Source organism: Fimbriimonas sp. LA-C6 (assembly GCF_055398105.1).
In genome coordinates this window covers 3318412-3337429 of sequence record NZ_AP038796.1, presented here as the reverse complement: position 1 = coordinate 3337429, position 19018 = coordinate 3318412, and the positions used below count along the sequence as shown (strand labels likewise).

General features: G+C 56.8%; 11 protein-coding genes. 7 read left to right on the top strand and 4 right to left on the bottom strand.

What is annotated here, in order from left to right; translation table 11 throughout:
- Window positions 1–443: 443 nt before the first annotated feature.
- From ACZ51B_RS15415 to ACZ51B_RS15405, 3 genes are all read left to right on the top strand, one after another.
- On the top strand, window positions 444–1682 hold the full coding sequence (locus ACZ51B_RS15415) for a hypothetical protein (protein WP_464294230.1): 1239 nt from the start codon (window positions 444–446) through the stop codon (window positions 1680–1682).
- A gap of 4 nt (window positions 1683–1686) precedes the next feature.
- Window positions 1687–3426 carry an ATP-binding protein gene (locus ACZ51B_RS15410; protein ID WP_464294229.1) on the top strand — a complete coding sequence of 580 codons (1740 nt, stop codon included), beginning with the start codon at window positions 1687–1689 and terminating at the stop codon, window positions 3424–3426.
- Between the two features lie 837 nt (window positions 3427–4263).
- Window positions 4264–4716 (top strand): hypothetical protein, encoded by a 453-nt coding sequence (locus ACZ51B_RS15405; RefSeq protein WP_464294228.1) that lies wholly within the window; start codon window positions 4264–4266, stop codon window positions 4714–4716.
- Here ACZ51B_RS15405 and ACZ51B_RS15400 read toward each other — a convergent pair.
- Window positions 4707–5579 (bottom strand): hypothetical protein, encoded by an 873-nt coding sequence (locus ACZ51B_RS15400; protein WP_464294227.1) that lies wholly within the window; start codon window positions 5577–5579, stop codon window positions 4707–4709. The genes ACZ51B_RS15405 and ACZ51B_RS15400 overlap by 10 nt on opposite strands.
- Window positions 5580–6030: 451 nt before the next feature.
- Here ACZ51B_RS15400 and ACZ51B_RS15395 point away from each other — a divergent pair, with 451 nt between their 5' ends.
- Window positions 6031–9273, top strand: a complete 3243-nt coding sequence (locus ACZ51B_RS15395) for a hypothetical protein (protein WP_464294226.1) — start codon at window positions 6031–6033, stop codon at window positions 9271–9273.
- Window positions 9274–9279: 6 nt separating this feature from the next.
- Here the strand turns inward: ACZ51B_RS15395 and ACZ51B_RS15390 are convergent, their stop codons facing one another.
- The 3 genes from ACZ51B_RS15390 to ACZ51B_RS15380 form a co-directional block, all read right to left on the bottom strand.
- Window positions 9280–10956: a recombinase family protein gene (locus ACZ51B_RS15390; RefSeq protein ID WP_464294225.1), complete on the bottom strand. Its 1677-nt coding sequence runs from the start codon at window positions 10954–10956 to the stop codon at window positions 9280–9282.
- Entirely contained in the window at window positions 10905–11126 is a 222-nt protein-coding gene (locus tag ACZ51B_RS15385; protein ID WP_464294224.1) for a hypothetical protein, read from the bottom strand. The genes ACZ51B_RS15390 and ACZ51B_RS15385 overlap by 52 nt, the downstream gene beginning before the upstream one ends.
- A gap of 1241 nt (window positions 11127–12367) precedes the next feature.
- Window positions 12368–12718 carry a hypothetical protein gene (locus tag ACZ51B_RS15380; RefSeq protein ID WP_464294223.1) on the bottom strand — a complete coding sequence of 117 codons (351 nt, stop codon included), beginning with the start codon at window positions 12716–12718 and terminating at the stop codon, window positions 12368–12370.
- Between the two features lie 415 nt (window positions 12719–13133).
- On the opposite strand from ACZ51B_RS15380, the gene ACZ51B_RS15375 reads away from it, so the two are divergent.
- From ACZ51B_RS15375 to ACZ51B_RS15365, 3 genes are read left to right on the top strand one after another with little or no spacing between them, the layout of a single operon-like run.
- Window positions 13134–13787: a hypothetical protein gene (locus ACZ51B_RS15375; protein WP_464294222.1), complete on the top strand. Its 654-nt coding sequence runs from the start codon at window positions 13134–13136 to the stop codon at window positions 13785–13787.
- Entirely contained in the window at window positions 13784–14761 is a 978-nt protein-coding gene (locus ACZ51B_RS15370; protein ID WP_464294221.1) for a cysteine peptidase family C39 domain-containing protein, read from the top strand. The genes ACZ51B_RS15375 and ACZ51B_RS15370 overlap by 4 nt, the downstream gene beginning before the upstream one ends.
- Before the next feature lie 4 nt (window positions 14762–14765).
- On the top strand, window positions 14766–19016 hold the full coding sequence (locus ACZ51B_RS15365; RefSeq protein WP_464294220.1) for an RHS repeat-associated core domain-containing protein: 4251 nt from the start codon (window positions 14766–14768) through the stop codon (window positions 19014–19016).
- Window positions 19017–19018 lie beyond the last annotated feature (2 nt).

Here is a 19018-nt window from a genome sequence, read left to right as displayed (position 1 = left end):
AAATTCGAAGTTCAACCCTCCAACCGCCATCGAATAAGCAAAATTACTTGCTACCTTCAAAGTTGCAAGTTCCTATCGCGAACTTCACGCTAACGGATTCGATTTTCGTGAGTACTGATCCGAGCTAGCTAGGAGTTGTTACGCATTGTTTCTGATGAGATTGAACGCACAATTATTTCCGATTTCCCCCTTCTAATTGAGGTGCCCCAAGACAGCCCCTCGCAGAGGGCGCTTTACGTGATAATGCAGATTGCAGCTTCGCAGAATATTGCTATTAATGCACAGTAAGCCAGCTGACAAGTTTGTACGGCTCAATCACAAACGCTACGCGCAGATGGTGATCTTCATACGGGTACTTTTGCGGATTGCGTGATTAGAACACGTGCATCAAGAATGCTAGAGTGGACGGAACTAAGTTATCCAACTAGAATCTGTTCTAACTCATGTCCGACGCCGCACGATCCGCATCACCGACCATTCGCGGTTATCTCTACCAATTTGACCGCACGATATTGCAGCTGTTGGCGGCCACAGAGGGTCAGCAGGTCCTAGTCGAGCACGTTGAGGACGTCGACCTTAGCTCCGCAGAGGCCTACGAAGCGACACAGTGCAAATACCTTCCCTCAAAGAAGTTTTCCTTCGCCGTCATTAGGGAGCCGGTCACGTTGATGCTCAAGGCCTTTGCTGCGCGCGATCCGGCTGCAGTACCGATCCGCTTCCGCCTCCAAATCCACTGCGAGGGCTCGACGGATGCACCCAGTTCAGTAAGCTGCACCGATCTCAAGGCGATACTCACGTACAAGCCCAAGGAGGGAGAACGCCGCACCTACGAGGAGCAAGGCTGGGGCGACGAGTTCCTCACATCATTCGCGGAGTCGTTCCAGATTGAAAGCGGTCCTTCATACGAAGCCCAGGTGGCTTCCGTAAAGGCGGAGATAGCGTCAGCCTGCGGATGCGGAACGAACGACGTGGAATGGCTCTTCTACAGTAACGCCCTCAGTTTCGTCGCATGCATTGCGGCCAGCCCTGAGGCGAAGGACCGAACTCTAACACGCGCCGAATTCCTGGCCCGAATAAACGTCAGGGAGCGCCTTTTCAGCGCCTGGTTCAGAACCTTGCGCTCGCACAAAGAGTTCGTTGGGCTCATGCGCAGTCGGCTGCAGGACGAGGATGCATTCCGACCCCAGTCCAAGACCACTATCTACGTCGCGCGACACGTAGCCGAAAGCATCACGCCGACAGACCTGGGACGCCTCATTTCGAAGGTGGCCGTTGAACGGTACCCCGTGGGCAAGGTCCTGCACAGCGCCAAACCGCTAACGTTCATCATCGACGGGACGGCAGAATACGTCCGGGCCACGAAGGCGGTGATCTTAGGCGACAATGTCAGGCTCAGCGATGGCTATGAGGATATCGAGTTCCAGCCTTCCGTCTTCGAAGAACCCCCGGTCATTAACAGGGGGACCGGACGATTCGCGAGCGACGTCGTTTCGCGTGCGTCGTATGCGGTGAGGGTCATCTCCGCAACGACGTACCACGCATCTTCCGCAAATCTCGGGAAGCCCAGGACGGCGATTGTCCTAGTCGGGGACGGGCCGGTGCCGGTCGTCGAGGCCGGAAAGACCATTGAGGTCCCCGTCGGCGACCTAGCCGAAGCGACCCAGATCCTATCGGTGAAGTAAGCCAATGTCTATTTACAAAGTAACAAGCGTCACTCCTAACCTACTGAACGTCGAGGTCATCGATGTCGAGGCCTACGATGCGCAGGAAGAATCACAAAAGCTTTCGATAGGGAGCTACCTGAAGATCTCCGACGACAAGGGCCTCTCGATCCTCGCGATCGTCCAAAGCTTTAAGATCCGCGACGCAGCCCAAGCTGGCGGAGATGCCGCTCCCCAGCAACCGGCTTTCTCGGTCGAGGCGCAACAGATCGGGTGCTTCGATTCTACTGGAGCGTTCAAGAGGGGCGGCCAGCGCATCGCGATACCGCCGACGAACGTGACGGTGGCTACGGCGGACGAACTGGCCAGCATTTACGCTGGCATCGACGAAGCGAAAAGGCTTTCCTTCGGAGCTCTGGCCCAGGACGAATCTATCCGGGTCTTCGTGGACGGCGACCGCTTTTTCGGGAAGCACATAGGCGTCGTGGGCAGTACCGGCTCAGGCAAGTCGTGCACAGTGGCGAAGCTCCTGCAGGAAGGGATTCGTCCAAGCGATGCTCAGAATACCGGCGGGATACTGAACAACTCCCACGTCATTATCTTCGACATCCACGGAGAGTACGGCCCCGCCTTCCCGAAGGCCAACGTCATCACAGTCGATACCCTTTCTCTTCCTTACTGGCTGATGAACTCCGAAGAGCTTGAGGAAATGTTTATCGAGAGCCAGGAGCAGAACTCCCATAACCAGGTATCGCAATTCAAGCTCGCTGTTATCGAGAACAAGAGGCGGCACAACCCGAAGATTGCAAAGGTGACCTACGACACCCCGGTGTACTTCAGCATCGACGAAGTCCACAGGCACATCAGGAACCAGAATATGGCAACAAAGGATGCCAAAACGGGCGTTTTAGCAATCCAGGAAAGGCCAGACAATGTTGAAGACAAGCACATCCTTTTTGAGGAAATCACCTTCCAAGACAAGGCACAAGGAAAAATAAATGGCGGACCCTACGCGGGCGAATTCGACCGCTTCGTATCTCGCCTTGAGACTAAGCTGAACGACGAGCGACTGTCGTTCTTGCTCAGGCCCACAAAGGCAGGCGGGGAGGAGTACTCTACTGCGGACCTCGCGGATCTTCTGAAGCAATTTACGGGTTATCGTGCGGATTCACTATCAAATGTCACGATTATTGACCTCAGCGGGGTACCGTTCGAGGCCCTGAGCCTCGTGGTATCCCTTATCACGCGCCTCGTCTTCGACTTCTGCTTCTACTTCCGCCGTTTGGAAACGAAGGAGCGGGAAGTACCGTTTCTGCTCGTATACGAAGAGGCCCACCGCTACGTTCCACGGACGGAAGGCTCCCGCTACGGTTCCGTTAAGCGCTCAATCGAAAGGGTCGCCAAGGAAGGGCGCAAATATGGCGTGTCCCTGATGATAGTCAGCCAGAGGCCTTCCGAGATCTCGGAGACCATTTTCTCGCAGTGCAACAATTTCGTGGCGATGCGCCTAACGAACCCGGCCGACCAACAATACATCCGACGGTTGCTTCCAGACTCGGTCGCCGCTGTGACCGACGCCTTGCCCGTCTTGGAAAAGCGCGAGGCGATTGTCATTGGCGACTCGATCTCGATCCCTTCGATCATGTGCGTGGATGAGATAACCGACAAGCCGAATTCAAACGACATCGACTTTCACACGGAGTGGAAACAGGATTGGCTGGCGATGCAGTTCGAAGAGGTGATCGCTAAGTTACGAAAGGATTGAAGGCAACCCCTCGGCGTTTGCGCGTATGGGATCTTCGAGGGCAGAGAGTTCCTGGACCAGCTCTAGATCCGGAAAAAGTGGCCCCCTTAGCGCCACCAACAGATCGTCACTTAGTTCGATTCCGCTACAACCTGCGCCACCAATTAGAATATGAAGCACGTCAAAACGGCCCTCCAGCGAGGGTCGTTTTGAGTATCCATCGAAGCCGAGTTGCCCGCAAAAAGGGGCCTAACCGGGCAACGCTTGCGAGTGCCCGTAGGAATTCCGCGCGCCGACTGCTATGTCGAAAATGCTTTGAGCCTTTGGGCGGATTCTCACATGGCACACTAGGATCAGTTCCAGTGGACTGCTAATCCTCGAGGCATCCATAAGGAGGGCTGCTGACTCGAATGCATGGAATTTGGTAGGAGCCAGTCTAGTGATGCGCTCGGTGCAAACGTACCTAAATGACATGGCCAGTTGAAGGCGGGATGGCCTTGCATTCGTGCATGGCCGAGTTGAGAAAGCTGCCGGATCCAGCAATAATACAGAGACAAGACCAAATAAGGCCGCGTGACCAACTTGTTCTCACCCAATTCCTCCAAGCCTGTCACCGCCGCCCTCTCAACCGTGGCCGCTCTCGTGATCGTTGGACTCGCGTTCCTGGCGGGCCGCTTCGTTGGACGACGGGACGGATCTGAAAAGGCGGTGCCTACGGCGTCAAGCACGGCGTCGCCGGTGTCAAGCACGGCGCTCGCCCGGCCGTCCGATCCGGGCGACGTGACTTCGCAGGAGGACTTCGCCGCCGCTACCGCAGGGTGGGAGACATATCGCAGCGAGGATCTGGGATTCTCATTCATGTACCCTAGCGATTGGAAAATCACGCTCGAACAGGACGACCCAAGCCTTCCCTCCCCGGGGCGCTCTGACGCCGACAACTCGTTCGTTGAACTCATGCCCGCTCGTGCCTGGCACGACTGGATTGTGCGGCCGGGAGCCTCGGAAAAGTCTTCGGCGATAGGTCCCGTGTCGGTAGAATGCCAGCGCTCAGCCGGGACGCTCGAAGGTGACGCCGCCACTTACCGAGGGGATGGCGATGCGACGGGAGCCGGATACGTAACCTTACGTAGCGGTGAGCGAAGCTTCTACGTACTAAGCAAAGTCCTCCCGGTCCAGACATTCTTCGCCGCTTCGGGAAGCGTGGAATGTAGCCTCAGCAAGGCGACGACCGACGCCTCCTCCTACTCGAAGGAGGAGGACGCCGTGGGTATGGGAATCATCAACAGCTTCCGGTTCGAATCTCAGAGATAGTTGCTCGCCGACCAGTACCGCCACCGGTAGCCGCTGCCGCCGTCAATCTCCGAGTAAGTTAGGCTGTGCTTTGCGATCACCTCGTGGGAAACGAAGTTGGAGTCGACAATAGTGATTGTCCTCGCGCTGGGGTTGTTGGCGACGCATATAGAGACGTGGCCCTTGTACGTCCTCCTTTTGGCGTCCACGAGTTCCTCGTGGAAGACGACGTCGCCAACGGAAGCGCCGGTCGCGGAAGGCAGGCCCGCCTTATCGTCTCCATAATTGAAACCGGCATCCTTGCCATGCCTGGCTCTATAGATAATCATCATCGCGAATTCTAGGCACTGAGTGCCGTGGGCGTAGTTCGAGAGCGTTCCGGTCAGGTTCTTGCTGGGGTCCAGCGTTGAGCGCCCATAGAGACCATACTGGTCGTTAGACATGGCTCCGGCATACTGACTAACCTGAGTCGAGGAAAGCGTTCCGCCAATTCCTGGAATAATGTCCGATACAAATCCACCGTAACGTTGCAGGACCTTGGTGAGCGCCCCTGCGCCCGCGTCCGACGACTGGCTCAAGTAGTTCCAACCCGGCTTCGAAATGACGAACTTGCCAGAAGGAGTGCCGCCACGGGAACCGCCGTCCGGGCCTACCGTGTCGTTCGTGATTGAGATGTGGCCGGGATCGAGTGCGTACCAGCACTCGTTCCTGATTTGCCCGCGGGGATCAGAGTCCGGCCCGATTGACCTGGACGCGACTGGGTCGGATGTGCCGAGGGAAGCAGTGTTCGAACCGCCGCACCCGCCTACCGACAGAGCTAGTCCGGCGAGCAAGGCGGCCGGAAGGATGACAAAGGGTGAATCTTTGGGGCTAATTGAATTCATAACTAATCTCTTACTTTTGTCCGCTTAGGCAAACGGGCTCAGTTTAGCGTAAATCTTGCTGTGTCAGCTCGGCGCATGCGCAAAGGTCCTAGGGCTTTTTAAGTCCTACCAAGTAAGCAGAGCGTCCTTGGCCTTAAAGGATCACTTCGTCCAAAGAGCGAAGGCTTCGCTTCAAGTCCAGATCCGGAAAAAGTGGCCCTCTCAGCCTCCCAAACAGTTCCACACTCAGTTCGATTCCGTTATAATCTGCGCCACCAACTAGTATTTGAAGCACGTCAAAACGGCCCTCCCGCGAGGGTCGTTTTGAGTATGGTGGAACCCGATTGCTCGGTCGAAAGATACACCAATCGAGAAACGGATGGTGTAAGGCTCTCCTGCAAAGAATCAGAGTGGCACGGGCCTACCAAAAGACCTGCTTCGTGATACGATCTGGTAACAAAGTAAATATCAAATGGCCAGCCCCAGAGAGTTCTACAAATCGATCCATCCAGACTATTTCAGCGATTCAGTCAAGGACGAGGTCAGCGAGCTTGACCGATCCCTGCTTGAATTCCACCTCGACACGCTCACGAGCAGAAGCCAGGAAGCGGATTTCGAACGGTTTGCCCGCAGGCTTTGCGAGAAAGAGATCTGCCCAAACCTCGTGCCCTCGACTGGACCGACCGGCGGCGGTGATGGCAAGGTGGATTCGGAAACTTACCCAGTAGCTGATGGCCTGGTGATGGCATGGTTCGACGGGCTTGGCCGGGCGTCCTCGGACGAGAGGTGGGGATTCGCGTTCAGCGCCAAGGCCAGGTGGCTACCTAAGGTCCAATCCGACGTCGCGAAGATCGCGGATACCGGCAGGGGCTACAAGAAGGTTTTTTTCGTAACGAATCAGGCTGTTTCCTCAAGGAAAAGGGCCGAAACCCAGGACGGCCTTACCGAGAAGCACGGCATCGGTGTCACGATCCTTGACCGGACCTGGATTCTCGAAAAGGTATTCGGGAGCGGGCACGAGCAATTGGCCATCGACGAGCTTGGTGTAACGGGACTCAAGAAGCCAAGGACGCGCACGGGCCCAGGCGATACCGCGCGCAATCAGGAGTTGGAAGAGGTCCAGGCCCGCATCGCGGAGGCGACGGCTGACAGGAGGTACTCCTCGAAGCTCGTCGACGACCTACTTGAAGCCGGGGACCTGAGGCGCTCCCTGGAGAGGCCGCGCGCGGAGGTTGAGGCGACCTATTCCCAAGCCGACCAAATGGCGCTTAAGCACGGCACCCCAAGGCAAGCGGTCGAATCTGCGTACCAGTGGGCCTGGACGTTGTTCTGGTGGTATGAGGACCTTTCGGGTGTGATAACGCAGTACGAAGTCGTGGAAGCGCGCGCCAAGTCGTCCGAGAACGCTTTTGACCTGGAACGACTCCACAACCTCTGGACGATCCTAAGCACTAGGATTTCACGGGACGGAACCCCTGAAGAGCAAGCCTGGATGGAGGAGCGAACGTCAGTTCTCGTTGCCTCTTTGACGCGGCTTAGCGGTGACACGGAGAGGCCCAGCGTCTCCCTGCAGTCCAGGACTCACTTGCTAATGCTCCGACTTTGGGAAGACCTCGTCTCGGCGCAGGATCCGTCACCAATTTTTAACGAACTCACGACGGTCGTCGAAAGCGTCGAGGGCCTGGTCGGTTATCCGCTAGAACCCCTCGCACAATCGCTCATGGTTGTCGGAGAGGTGGTGGAGGACAACGACGCCTACAACGCACTTCTAGACAAGATTGTGGAGGTTTCGTCGCGGAGGGACGGCGAAATGAAAGCTGCGGGAATCCTCCTGAACCGCGGCGAACAGCTTATGACTCACGGGAGGTACGTAAAGGCACTTGCAATTATCGGCCAGTCCCTCGGAAGGCTTTACAAGCACGAGACGCGGCACCAGATGGTTTACGCGCTGTATCTGTGCGGGCAGGCATACGAAAGAATTGGCCTGGTCTGGGCAGCGCGGGGGACGTATTTGACCGGAGCCAGTATCGCGGCAAACGATTTCTGGAAGCACGACAAAATAACCGCAGGCTTCGCGGCGTGTGTAGACAGATTAAAGTGGATAGAACTCCGTATCGGGCGTATCCCACAACTGCTCTCGTGGCACGAGCTGGATTTCACCATCCGGGCGCACGTCGGCCCGCCGAACGATGCCCAAGCCGTTGAGGACAAGGACTCGCAGTTCGACATCCTAGTTTCTCGCCTGATGCTGCGAACCCCGTACTCGCTCCTGAACAATGTAAGGCGTCTTCCCAGTGCCCTTGATGAGCTGGGGTTATTCGGGGCCTCATGTGCAATCCAATTCCTGATGGGGTACTCCCAGCCTCTGAGCGAGCTTATTAAGGACGGAATGGACGTGGGAGAATTCGCGAGTCGGATCTATGGGCTCGAATCAGATGTGCCGCTTTCGGAATCTCCCACATTCGGCCTGGGGGCCCAGGAGACCGTTTCGACGAAGATTTTGGGATGTGCCGTGAGCGCGATCTGCTCGACCGAGCGGCCTTGCGTAGAAGTTGCCGAATCCGTTCTGGCGACCTTGGAGAGCTTCCTGGCGACGATAGGCTTGGACAAGGCGATGCCGCACGAGCCAGAGTTGGCTATCGAGGTTCGAATCGAAAAAACGCAAGCCGAAATGGTGACGTTCTCGGAATATGAGCAGGCAGGGAGGCCATGCCTGTTACTGAAATGCCGTCCGTTTGACCCATACGATCTTTCCCTCGGAGAGCGCCAGGAAGTCACCAGGCAAGTATTCGAGGTCGCTGTCTCCGCGTTCGCTCATACGATCTGGGTCAACGATTTTGAAACGAGCCTCTCGGAACTCCTTGAAATCGAGCGCGTAAGGGACAGGGCATCTGCCTTTGCGGGGCCTTTAGGAACGATGGAAAACATCCAGGGAAATAAGCCGAAGTTGGACCTGCTGGACTGGAAGGTTGGGGACGATGAGGGGATGCCGGTTCTTCGCGTGGTGCCATGGAAGCCAACCGTGTTTGAGCGGGCACCGGAGCCCCAAGAATCAAAATCGAAGGCGGGTCAGGCAGGTCCGGATGCTCAATTTGATCCTGGGAATATTCCCCACGGCAAGATGAAGTTCGTTTCAGCTACCAGGACTCGGCTCTGGGACCAGGCAGGTTGGCACGGCGTCTTCTTCTTGACTTCGGAAGGGGGTCATCAGGCTCCAGTGCTGGCAATTATATTTACGGACGAAAGCGTCGGGCGGGAAATATTCAAAGGTTGGCGCGAAGACTACGGCCTCGTCGATGAACATCGCGGCCTCAGGATTTCTATCGTCCGAGGAATAGATACGCATAATCCCCACGCCTACAGAGTGCTAGTTGGTGTGAACCTCAAAGACTCTGAACGCGACGGCGACATGCTACTGTTCCAACAGCGTATTAAGCGGATGGACGCCACCACCCCCGTGAACCTTCGACGATTCGAGGAGTCATACCGAGTTCATAACCGCTACGCACTTATGCCTGCTTTCATGAACGGCGGAACTCCGGAACCGTGCTTCGATCTGCAAATCGGTATGTATGAAGTGAATTTCCGGCAGGCTTGGGAAATTGGTCCGGACGATCTGGATTGCGCGGCCGTACAGTCGGACGATGAAATCATCGTGCCCGAAGGAATGCGAGATGTACCAGGCTTAGTGCCGCGCAGGCGATTAAGAGGTTAGCTTAGGTTAGGCCGAGTGGTTTTCAGGACGCTGAGCTTTGAGGTCCACGCTCGGAAAAAGCGGCCCCCTAAGCGTTTCCATCAGCTCCTCACTCAGTTCGATTCCGTTACAACCTGCGCCACCAAAGAGAATCGACTTGTCAAAAGCCGGTTCTTTTTGTTTATGGGAGCCAGTAAGTTTTGGTTCGAGTACACGTTTTATCAGGTTCACCTGCCGGACTATCCCTTCGAGGATCGGCTTCACCTCTATCACGACCCGCTTCTCCTTGCCGTAGAACGTGTGGCTGTCGCCGAGGGCCATCGCTATCTCGCGCTTCTGCGCCGGTCCGAGCCTCCTGAACGCCTCGTGCGAGAACTCGACGAAGTCGGCGGCTCGGACCGCGTTCTGCCTCATCCGCTCGATCTCGCCCTTCTGGATCTCAACTTGCAAAGTCAGGTCGTTCTTCGATGCGATCTCCTTCGTCTCAAGCTCGCGGTACCTGTCGGGATCGGTGATGAGGCCGTTCATCCACATCTCGGTCAGCTTGGAGAGCCTGCCCTCGCACAACCTGAGCGCTTCCTGCTGCTGTGCGGCGATCTCGTCGAGGGCCGCGTCCTTGGTGTCGAGGTGTTTCTGGATCTCCGACAAGGTTAGGCGGAGCCAGTCCGGGTCTACTTCCAGCAGTCCCAGGTGGAGCGTCACGGCGGCATCGACCTCCGCGAGCGACTTGCCCTGCTTCGTACACTCCAGCTTAGAGTCGGCGCAGTGGTAGGTCTCCCAAACGGAGCCGTTCCTGAGCTTCTTGCGCTCTGCCGTCACCTGCGAGCCGCAGTAGCCGCACCTGAAAACTCCGGTGAATGTATAGGTCTGGGTTCTGGGTGCTTGGAATGAGTGATTGGAGAGGATAGCCTGCACTCGCTGGAAGGTCTCGACAGATACCATGGCCTCATGCTTTCCCTTCCTCAGTTCGCCATTGCAGTGAACGAAACCGGCGTAGAACGGGTTTCTGAACAGCGCGTAAATGGCCGAAGAGCTAAAGGGAGTGTTGCCCTGCTTCTTGGTTGGCTTGGTGCGGTAACCCCACGCGTTGTTCAGGATGCGGAGTATCTGCTGTGGCGTGTACGATCCGGTTGCCATGAGGTTCCATGCCCTTTCGATCATCGCCCACCGGTGGCCATCTCTCTCGACGATGCCGCGCTTCAGGTCGAGCGGGTTGCGGGCGTTCCTGTACCCTTGGGGGACCCGGTGGCTCCAGCCGCCGTTCTCGAAGTTCTGCTTCACCGTTCGCTTGACGTCACGGCTGAGGTCGATACTGTACTGGGTCGAACTCGCGGCCTCAAGGACGAGTGGGAGAATGTTGTCGCCGGTGCGGTACACAGCGATGGGAGTGCGGATCTCCTTGAGCTTGCCGTCTACCCAGAGTTGCACGAGTTCGCCGCCTTCCTTCATGTTCCGCACCAGGCGGTTGATGGCCCATACCGCGACCCCTTCAACCTTGCCCTTCTCGATCTGCTTCATCAGGTCGGCGAATACGGGCCTGACTCCGGGGATCTTTGCGGACTTGCTCTCGTCCCTTCTCCAGACTACGTCCAGTTTCGCGGACTCGGCGATGGCGTCGATGGCGATGAGCTGCTCGCCGATGGACTTCTCGGTCACGGAGCGGTCGTCGTTCGACTTTCTTGCGTACAGGGCGTATCTGAGCATGGGACGTTGGTTAGGTAGATGAAGCTCATAAGCTTCGCGAGGATCTCCTCGGCCTCTGAGTCGGTCAGGACTCTGCCGCCCTTAGTTAATGCGAGTTCCTTCGCCATTGCAATGCCTTCGGGGCTCGGGACGAGGACGATGCCGTTGGTGCTGCCTAGAAGGATGCTCAAGGCTCCTCCTCTCGCTGCTGGCGGTCGGGCAAAACGAAGATGGCCGACGCCCGCTGGAATCCTTGGGCCGGTCGTGCCGTTGAAGATCCGTTCTCGGGGCGCGAAGGAACCATTGTGGATAACTCACCTCCAGCATTTCGGTTTTTGAAAACGATCTGAGCAGCAGCGACCTTTATATGTTTTTCTTTTATCGTTTTCGATTCCCGGTTTTCAGTTTTTGAGGTCGAACCGTCAAAAGGTTCACTTCGAATTCTCTCGTAGCTTTCGATTTTCGGTCCCAGGTCAAAGTAGAGCCTGCCTTGAAGCCGCCTACGGTTGTGGGGTGTAGCCAGGGTGACGCCCGACTCGGAGGTTACGATTATGACTCCCCGCTGGACTAGCACTTCGATGGCGCGGCTTATGCTCGCGCTCGCATATCCCGTATGTCGCTTGAACCAGGAGTGGCTAATCCAAGCTCTGGACCGGTTGTATTTCCGACCCGACTCGCGCCAGCCCAGCGTCTGCCTGATAACGACCAGAAGAACTGCGATGGGAGCTCCCTTGAGTTCGGGTAGCAACCGGTCGAGTACTTCGTTCGGGACTTGCGTCCAGTGGCTAGATTCGCTCGTGTGTTGCCTGGCACGCCTCAAATTCGGGCTGTTTTGTGGTTCCATGCACACAATTTGAGCCTCCAACCAGCGCCTTCCAACTAACGTGCCAAACGCGGAAAGGAAATACGCGAAACTCAAAATCCTGGGGGGATTGTCCGGTCGGAATAAGGCGGGAGAGGGGACACTGAGGTGCGCAGCCGCCTGCTCTATTCCACAAATCGTAAGTTGTGATTGGAGCGGTCACGATGCAAGAGAGAAAGTCTCACCGGTGCTCAGAATACGGCTGGATTTCCCAAAGTCTAACTCTAGTAGCATGAAGATATACAAAGATAAAACTTCGATAACGGTGGAGTGCGATCTTTTCCCGAAAGTCCCGATTTAGTCGAAACCATTGGAACTCTGTTCCGTATACTTCCTGTCGCGTGGACGTATGGCAGCTCCGTCACGCGTCCTGACAGAGGTGTCACCTTAATTCATGAAGACAAAAATAGGTCCGTTATTGGCCCTCGGCGGCTTAGCTCTCATCGGAGGGAGCGGGTTCGCAATCAGAGGCAGTTCAGCCCAGACAACCGGCGGTTCGGGATTACCCGCCGCAAACGCCTACAACATCCGCCTAGTGAGTGGAGGCGAGTACGTCAGCCGGTTCGGCTACTACAACACGGCATTTTCAGCGCCATTCACGAACGGCTCGGTCCTCAACGGCAACCAGCATTCGGTCGAGTTGATGTACCGATATACCAACGGATATGAGACGAGCGGCTCGACAACCGGAGGCTCCACGACCGGAACCCCGCCGAGCACCGCCGGCACACCTGGCCCCATGGCGCACGCCGCCGCATTGGGTGCCCAAGTAGTGACTCCGCCGCCACCAACAACCGCAGGAACGACCACCGGGACCACTACCGGCACAACGACAGGTACCACGACCGGAACGACCACGGGGACCACGAGTGGCAGCTCAACCGGCACGACAACTGGCACTACTTCAGGCGGTAATCCCATCGTTTCCACCGCCGTTTACATATACGTGGCGACGCCCGCCCGCCTGGGGAAGATCAACGGGGACTCCAGCCGGGTTCCGACCTCGGCGGCAATGCCGCTCGGCTTAGTGGGCGCAGTAAAGTGCCAGATCTATCCCGGCGACAACATCCCTATCGAGTACACAGCGCCGGGGACCATCGGCAGCGGCGACGTGTCGCTCACAATCGAGTACGCGAACCTCCATCAGGACGGCTCATACACGTACACCGACACCAACATCACCCACCATATCAAGAAGGCCGGATGCCCGGACACGGGTATCGACACCAGGAAGAGCTACGCGACAGCCAACGAGATCCCTTCGGACCCCAACGCCGCGCCGCGCAACCTTAACTTCGGGGACAGCAAGTTCAAGGGCGGGCTGTTCGTCGGTAACATGGCTCCGTCATCCGGCGACCGGAGCGGAACTTCGCGCACGCAGCTCTATCCGCTCGTGACGAACAACACCGACGGGACCATCGCCGGAAAAGATAGTACGGCTTCACTCGCCATCCTGAGCATGCTCCACATGGGAGCGCCCGCGTCGGCAAACAGCGACCTTGAGATCGGCGTCTACCTCCCGAACGTGACGCTCAGCAGCACCTCTACCGCCGACAACGGCGAGATGACGGCCACGTGGGGAACCGGTTGGAGCATCAGCCCAAGAGCCACCGCGGGAACTCCGCCCGACTACACGCAGGATCCACTGGCGAAGAAAACGCTACTGGGTTTATCGAGTACCGGCACGGGAATCCCTGCGGGCGAATACGCGAGTTTCTGCCTTACGAGCGTGTACGACGCGCAGTACAACGCCGGAACGGTCATGGTGCCGAACATGGTGTGGGGCACCTACGCCGACACGCCGAAGATGGCGTTCAACCTCATCTGCCTCGCCGCCACCCAGGAAGCCGCCATAGTGTCCGGGAACTACACGATGTGGCACTGGCTGTGCAGCAACGAGTATGCGGCCTCAGCAACGGCATTCCCTTACACCGACGGCGCTCCACGCCTTTGGCTCGTGACAGGACAAGTCGGGGTGTACGAGCATTGAAGCGAACTCTGCTGATCGCTAGCGCCCTCGTTCTCGCTTCGACGGGCATCATCATAGTCGGAAGGCAAAGCCATATTCGCACCGTTGCTCCTCAACATGCAGTTGAGCCATCCCCGCTTGCAAAGGCTGCTGAGAACTACGCTTCTAAGCCAACCGAAGCGAAGAAGGAATACGAAGGCTTCGTCCAGAAGAACGCAAAGAGCGATGACCCTAAGGTACAAGACCGCGTAGGCGAAGCTCGAATGCATCTTGGATACCTTGCTGCAAAGCAGAAGGACTTCAAGGAAGCGAGGGCTACCTTCCAGACTGCTGCTATTGAATACAAGGGCACTGGTGCTGGTGGTGACTTCGGGACCGTTTCCGACCAAGCTGCTTACCAAGCCATCGTTTGTCTCTCAGCGGAGGGCAAGAAAGACGAAGCGGCTAAAGAGCTTCGCGGATATATGGAGCAACGTCCTCTAAGCCCGCTTGTGAGGGCTTGCTATAACCGGTTAGTCACACTGAATGGCGAGAAAAGCACGCCAGAGCTTGAGCATCTGCTTCAGGTGGCCATCGAGAAGCAGGAAGCGCATATCCGTTTCGAGACGAGCGTTTGCGGACCGAAGACCATCGAATACTTATTGAGCGAAGGACTCATCAAGGGTCCGAAGAAGGATTACAAGGAGTTGGCGAAGCTCTGCGGGACGACGGACAAAGGCACGACCATCGAAGGGATGCGCAAGGGCTTGAAGGTTCTTGGAGTCCAAACCTTTGCATTCGCGCTGAGTCGCAAGGATCTCAAGTCTGCTCCACGCCCCGCGATCTTGCTTCAAGGAGATCACTACCTGGTTCTCAAGAGTATTGCAGGCGATACCGCTACCGTTTACAACACGCTCAGCAAGGCTGAGGAGAAGCTGAAGCTGCCACCGGCAAGCGATACAGAGTACTCCGTGAACGCCATCTTGTTCCAGGCACCGACCCTATCCAATCCATAAAGCCATGAACACAATTTTTGCAAGATCACTAAGTATCACGGCCTGTTTCTTGGCCTTCAATATCAGCGTGCCCTTTGGGGCGGTCTACACGTTCGGGACCCCGCTTCGAGAAGCGGTTGAGAAATCGCGCCAGGCCAAGCCCTTGAAAGCGGTTTTCGAATCCCATCCGTTAACAGCCAAAGATCAGCGGGCGCTCGCTGGGAAGTCCGGTGAGAACCCGTACCTGGCCGGACAAGCGAAGTGGGACGTCGTTTACAAGGGCGTCAACATGATGACGGGCAACTACACGATAAACGCGACGGACTTGAATTTCGAAAGTTCGTACGGTATCCCAGTTGACATCACGCGCGCTTACAGCGCCAACGATGCGAACGAGGGACCCTTTGGAAAAGGTTGGTCGCTCAGTGCCGACGTTCGCAGCACCGCTGGCGGAGTCTTAAAATCGAAAGGAAGCCCAAATCGGTCCGTTCCGATCAATTTCAAGGAAAGAGCAAGTACTGAACAGGATCCTAACATTGCGGTCCAACCCGTTGAAGCTGTCACGGCGATCGACGCCGGTGGGAAGGATGAAACCATCCAGCGCGACGTGGACGGCGTCCTCACGCCGCCTTCATGGGACCAAAACAAGATCGTCAGTCGTTACGAGATAGTCCAAGCAAACGGCAATTCCTACCAGTTGCTTGCTTCAAACCAAGTCACGACGCCGGAGGGTCTTGTATTTGCCTACGCCAAAGAAGGTTCCTATATCAATGGCGGCACGAAGCCCTGGAACAATTCCGCCGCGACGCCAGAACCTGCGAACGTGCTCAAGATTACGTCTGCCAAGGACAGGCAGGGCAACGTAACCACATATTCCTACGGTTCTGGGTGGGTGACCTTCAACAAGGTGGACGGTCAAACGCAGGAGCATCCGCTGGTGAGCGTGCAGATGCCAAGCGGCCACACGATCACGCTTATTTGGGGCGACGGCTCGGTTGGCCATCCGGCCAATCGGGTGTGGAAGGTCCAGGACAACAATGCGATACGGACGGTGACCTACGGCTATGACGCTACAGGCCTCCTCACCACCGTCACAACACCCGGCGGCAAAACGACCACTTATGGATACGGCGCGGCTATAGCTTCCGGTGACTATCCTTCCGTGGTCGCCAGCAATCTCATAACCTCCGTAACCGCGCCAAATGGCCTTACCACTTCTATTACCTACTGGATGGCGACAACCATCTTGTATCCGAACGGGGTCACGCTGTTCGGGCCGCTGCCGTACAAGGTCATTCAGCCGGACGGCAAGTGCACCCGTTTCCTGTATCCCGGTAACGGGGGGAGTACGCACCCGGTCGACAGTCTGTACCGATCGTACTCATCGCATGGCTCATCATTCGGCATGGTCGAGACCGTCGGAGATTCCGCCGGACAGATACTCTCGCGGGTCTGCTACTACCCGACTGTAAGCTTCGGCTCCTACTCGCTAACGTGCAACAACAACCCATACGATTTCAATTCGGCCCCCTACACCCCCGAGCGGCCGTTTGAGGAGTCAACCTACTCTATTCTTGACCAATCGTGCATCTACGACGCAGTCCACACGTACAAATGGGCGCAGGGTAACTACCACGGAGACGGAAACGAAGACGCGATAACGTTGCTCGCAACGCGCCAGTTCGGGCCCTCCGTGTCGCTCCCTCCGCAGTACACCGAACTTGCAAACTATCCGGAGTACAAGTGCGAAACGGTAAGCCAGTACAATTTCATCGGCAAGCCGCTCAAGAGCAGCGCTACCGACTACGTCAAGACCACTGGAAGCGGTTCGTACACAACGCAACATACGTCCAGCATTGACTACGCCTACTGGGGTGCCGACAAATACTATCAGCAGAAGGCCATCAGAGACCAGTCCGGGCGCTACGCCTACAACGACTATTTCGACAGCGCGGCTCCCGCAGGCAGCAAGGGGCAGACCAAGTACGTTTACGATCCGAAGAACGCGGCCTTCATCCTTGACGCTTCCGTGGTTGTGCCCAGCTACACGGCATCTGGCGACGCCTGGAAATACCAGTTGAAGCCCTCCAATCCCGCCAACTATTCGGCGACCTTCGGTTACGACGCGAAGGGCCGCCAGACCGACTCATGGAAGCTCCAGAAAACGACCACGGCGCCGTGGACGTACGTCCAAACCCACACGACGTACGGCGGAGATTCCGACGGGTCGTGGGGACAGGCGAATTCGATCATAGAGGACTTTGGAGGCATCAACCGGACGACTCAAACTCTTCACTACACCAGTTGGGGGATTCCCGACAAGGTCCAGGATGCTTCGGGGCACATCTTCCAGACGAACTTCGACGTAGACGGGCAGGTGCAGTCGGTGGCTCGCGTCGATGGTGGCGCGAATCAGAGCATCGTAAGCTACGTTTACGGAACGACCCCCGGAACGTTGAATTTCGGCCAGCCGGTCGTAATTACCGACGGGTTGTCTGGAGTCACTCAAAATATAACTTACCAGTCTGTCGGCGGTGGCATCGGAAAGACGAGCCAGGTCACCGAAAGCGGAGGAAGCAACCCGAGCTACACCGTTTCTTACACTTACAATAGCGCCGGGGATCGAGAAACCGCCACCTACGCAACTCCTAACGGCTCGCAGAAGTGGGGATACTTCGACTACGTCGCCGTAGGTCAACCGGCGAAGGCTCAGCGCGTATTTCAAACGTTATGTAAGTTGGACTCATCCGGAAACCGAACAGCCGAGGAATTGCACTACGCGTACGACTCGGCAGGGCACCTTAACGAAGCCGCTTTCGCGCAAACTCCGAAGGTCGGATTTACACCTGGCACGGGCAACCCATGGTACGACTCGACGGATGTGGCGTCGTCGAGGGCGCGCGCTCACTACGAGTATGATTTTGCAGGCAGGTTGCAAACGGTTGCCCACTACTGGGACAGCTGGAATTCGACTTCCGGCAGCTACCAATCCGAGTCGATCTTGGCGAATGCCTGCGCTTACGAGACAGGGGGCCTGAACCGCGGCCTTAAGACGAGTTCGGCCTTCTACGTGAGGCAGTCGCCTGGCTCCGCGGCCTGGCAGTTGCAAAGGACGGAATCCTACGGCTACGATCCGCAGCTCGACTACCTGACTAGCGCCAACTACGGCGACGGCCTCGCCAACGCGACGCAGGCTTGGAGCTATGACGCAGCGGGCAATCGCAACGACGCAGTTTGCGATAACTTGAATCGGGCCCTAACGGTAGGTGGCGTAACAGCCAGCTACGACATTCTCGGAAACATGTGGAGCAAGGGTGGCAAGCAGTTTCTCTGGGACGAGCTTAACCGCCTCACGACGTTTAACGCGGGTGGCGGCAACGGGTACATGTTCTATTCTTACCGGGCAGACGGCATGCGGGTCGGCAAGCAGTCGCAAACTGTTCAGACGACCTACCGTTACGACGGGCAGATGGGGGTCGAGGACGTCGAGACGACGGCTGGGACGACGACGGTGACGGATTACGGAGTGGGAGGCCGAGGAGTTGATTACGTTCAAAGAACTCAGGCTTCGAACGTAACCACCGGCTTTCCGATCTATGACGCGCACGGAAACATGGTCGCGACCATATCGAGATCAGGTGCGGGCTACCAGGTCGGGGACCTTCGCTCCTACGACGCATGGGGGCAGATAAGGTCGGGTAACGCAAGCGGCGATCCCAAGGGGCGGTACTGCGCCAGCCTCGGCCACAAGCAAGACGATGAGTCCGGGCTCACGTACATGCGGGCAAGGTACTACGATTCAAGTAGCGGACGATTCATTACCCAGGACTCGAGGATGCACTCCCTGAACTGGTATGTATACTGCGGGTCGGATCCAATCGGGCGAAACGACCCGTCAGGAAAGTTCTTCGACTTGGGCGTAAGTTCGGTTGAAGAGGCGATAGAAAAGCTGAAGGAAATTCAATTTGCGGACCAATGCAAGCTCTACGCGTACAACACAATTACCAAGATCTTCCAAGCGTACAATGCGCAGATCCTGGCGTACATGGGAGCCTTCACCGGAGCATTCGCAACTTCTACTGGGATCGAGATCGAAGGCGAAGGAGGAAACATGTTCATAGACATCGCCAGCCACGAGGCATACATGAATGGAGTACATATCGACTTTCAAACTGCAGTAGGAACGATCCTTCGGCTTTTCGAAAGTGGCGCGGAATTCAACGACGACGTCGCTGGCCAGAGCATCTTCGAAGCGCTCACCGGTAGGGGCTTTTGATA

Coding starts and splice junctions, on each gene's coding strand:
- ACZ51B_RS15415 (WP_464294230.1), top strand. CDS start 444: ATGTCCGACGCCGCACGATCCGCATCACCGACCATTCGCGGTTATCTC.
- ACZ51B_RS15410 (WP_464294229.1), top strand. CDS start 1,687: ATGTCTATTTACAAAGTAACAAGCGTCACTCCTAACCTACTGAACGTC.
- ACZ51B_RS15405 (WP_464294228.1), top strand. CDS start 4,264: ATGTACCCTAGCGATTGGAAAATCACGCTCGAACAGGACGACCCAAGC.
- ACZ51B_RS15400 (WP_464294227.1), bottom strand. CDS start 5,579: ATGAATTCAATTAGCCCCAAAGATTCACCCTTTGTCATCCTTCCGGCC.
- ACZ51B_RS15395 (WP_464294226.1), top strand. CDS start 6,031: ATGGCCAGCCCCAGAGAGTTCTACAAATCGATCCATCCAGACTATTTC.
- ACZ51B_RS15390 (WP_464294225.1), bottom strand. CDS start 10,956: ATGCTCAGATACGCCCTGTACGCAAGAAAGTCGAACGACGACCGCTCC.
- ACZ51B_RS15380 (WP_464294223.1), bottom strand. CDS start 12,718: ATGGGATTACCGCCTGAAGTAGTGCCAGTTGTCGTGCCGGTTGAGCTG.
- ACZ51B_RS15375 (WP_464294222.1), top strand. CDS start 13,134: ATGGCTCCGTCATCCGGCGACCGGAGCGGAACTTCGCGCACGCAGCTC.
- ACZ51B_RS15365 (WP_464294220.1), top strand. CDS start 14,766: ATGAACACAATTTTTGCAAGATCACTAAGTATCACGGCCTGTTTCTTG.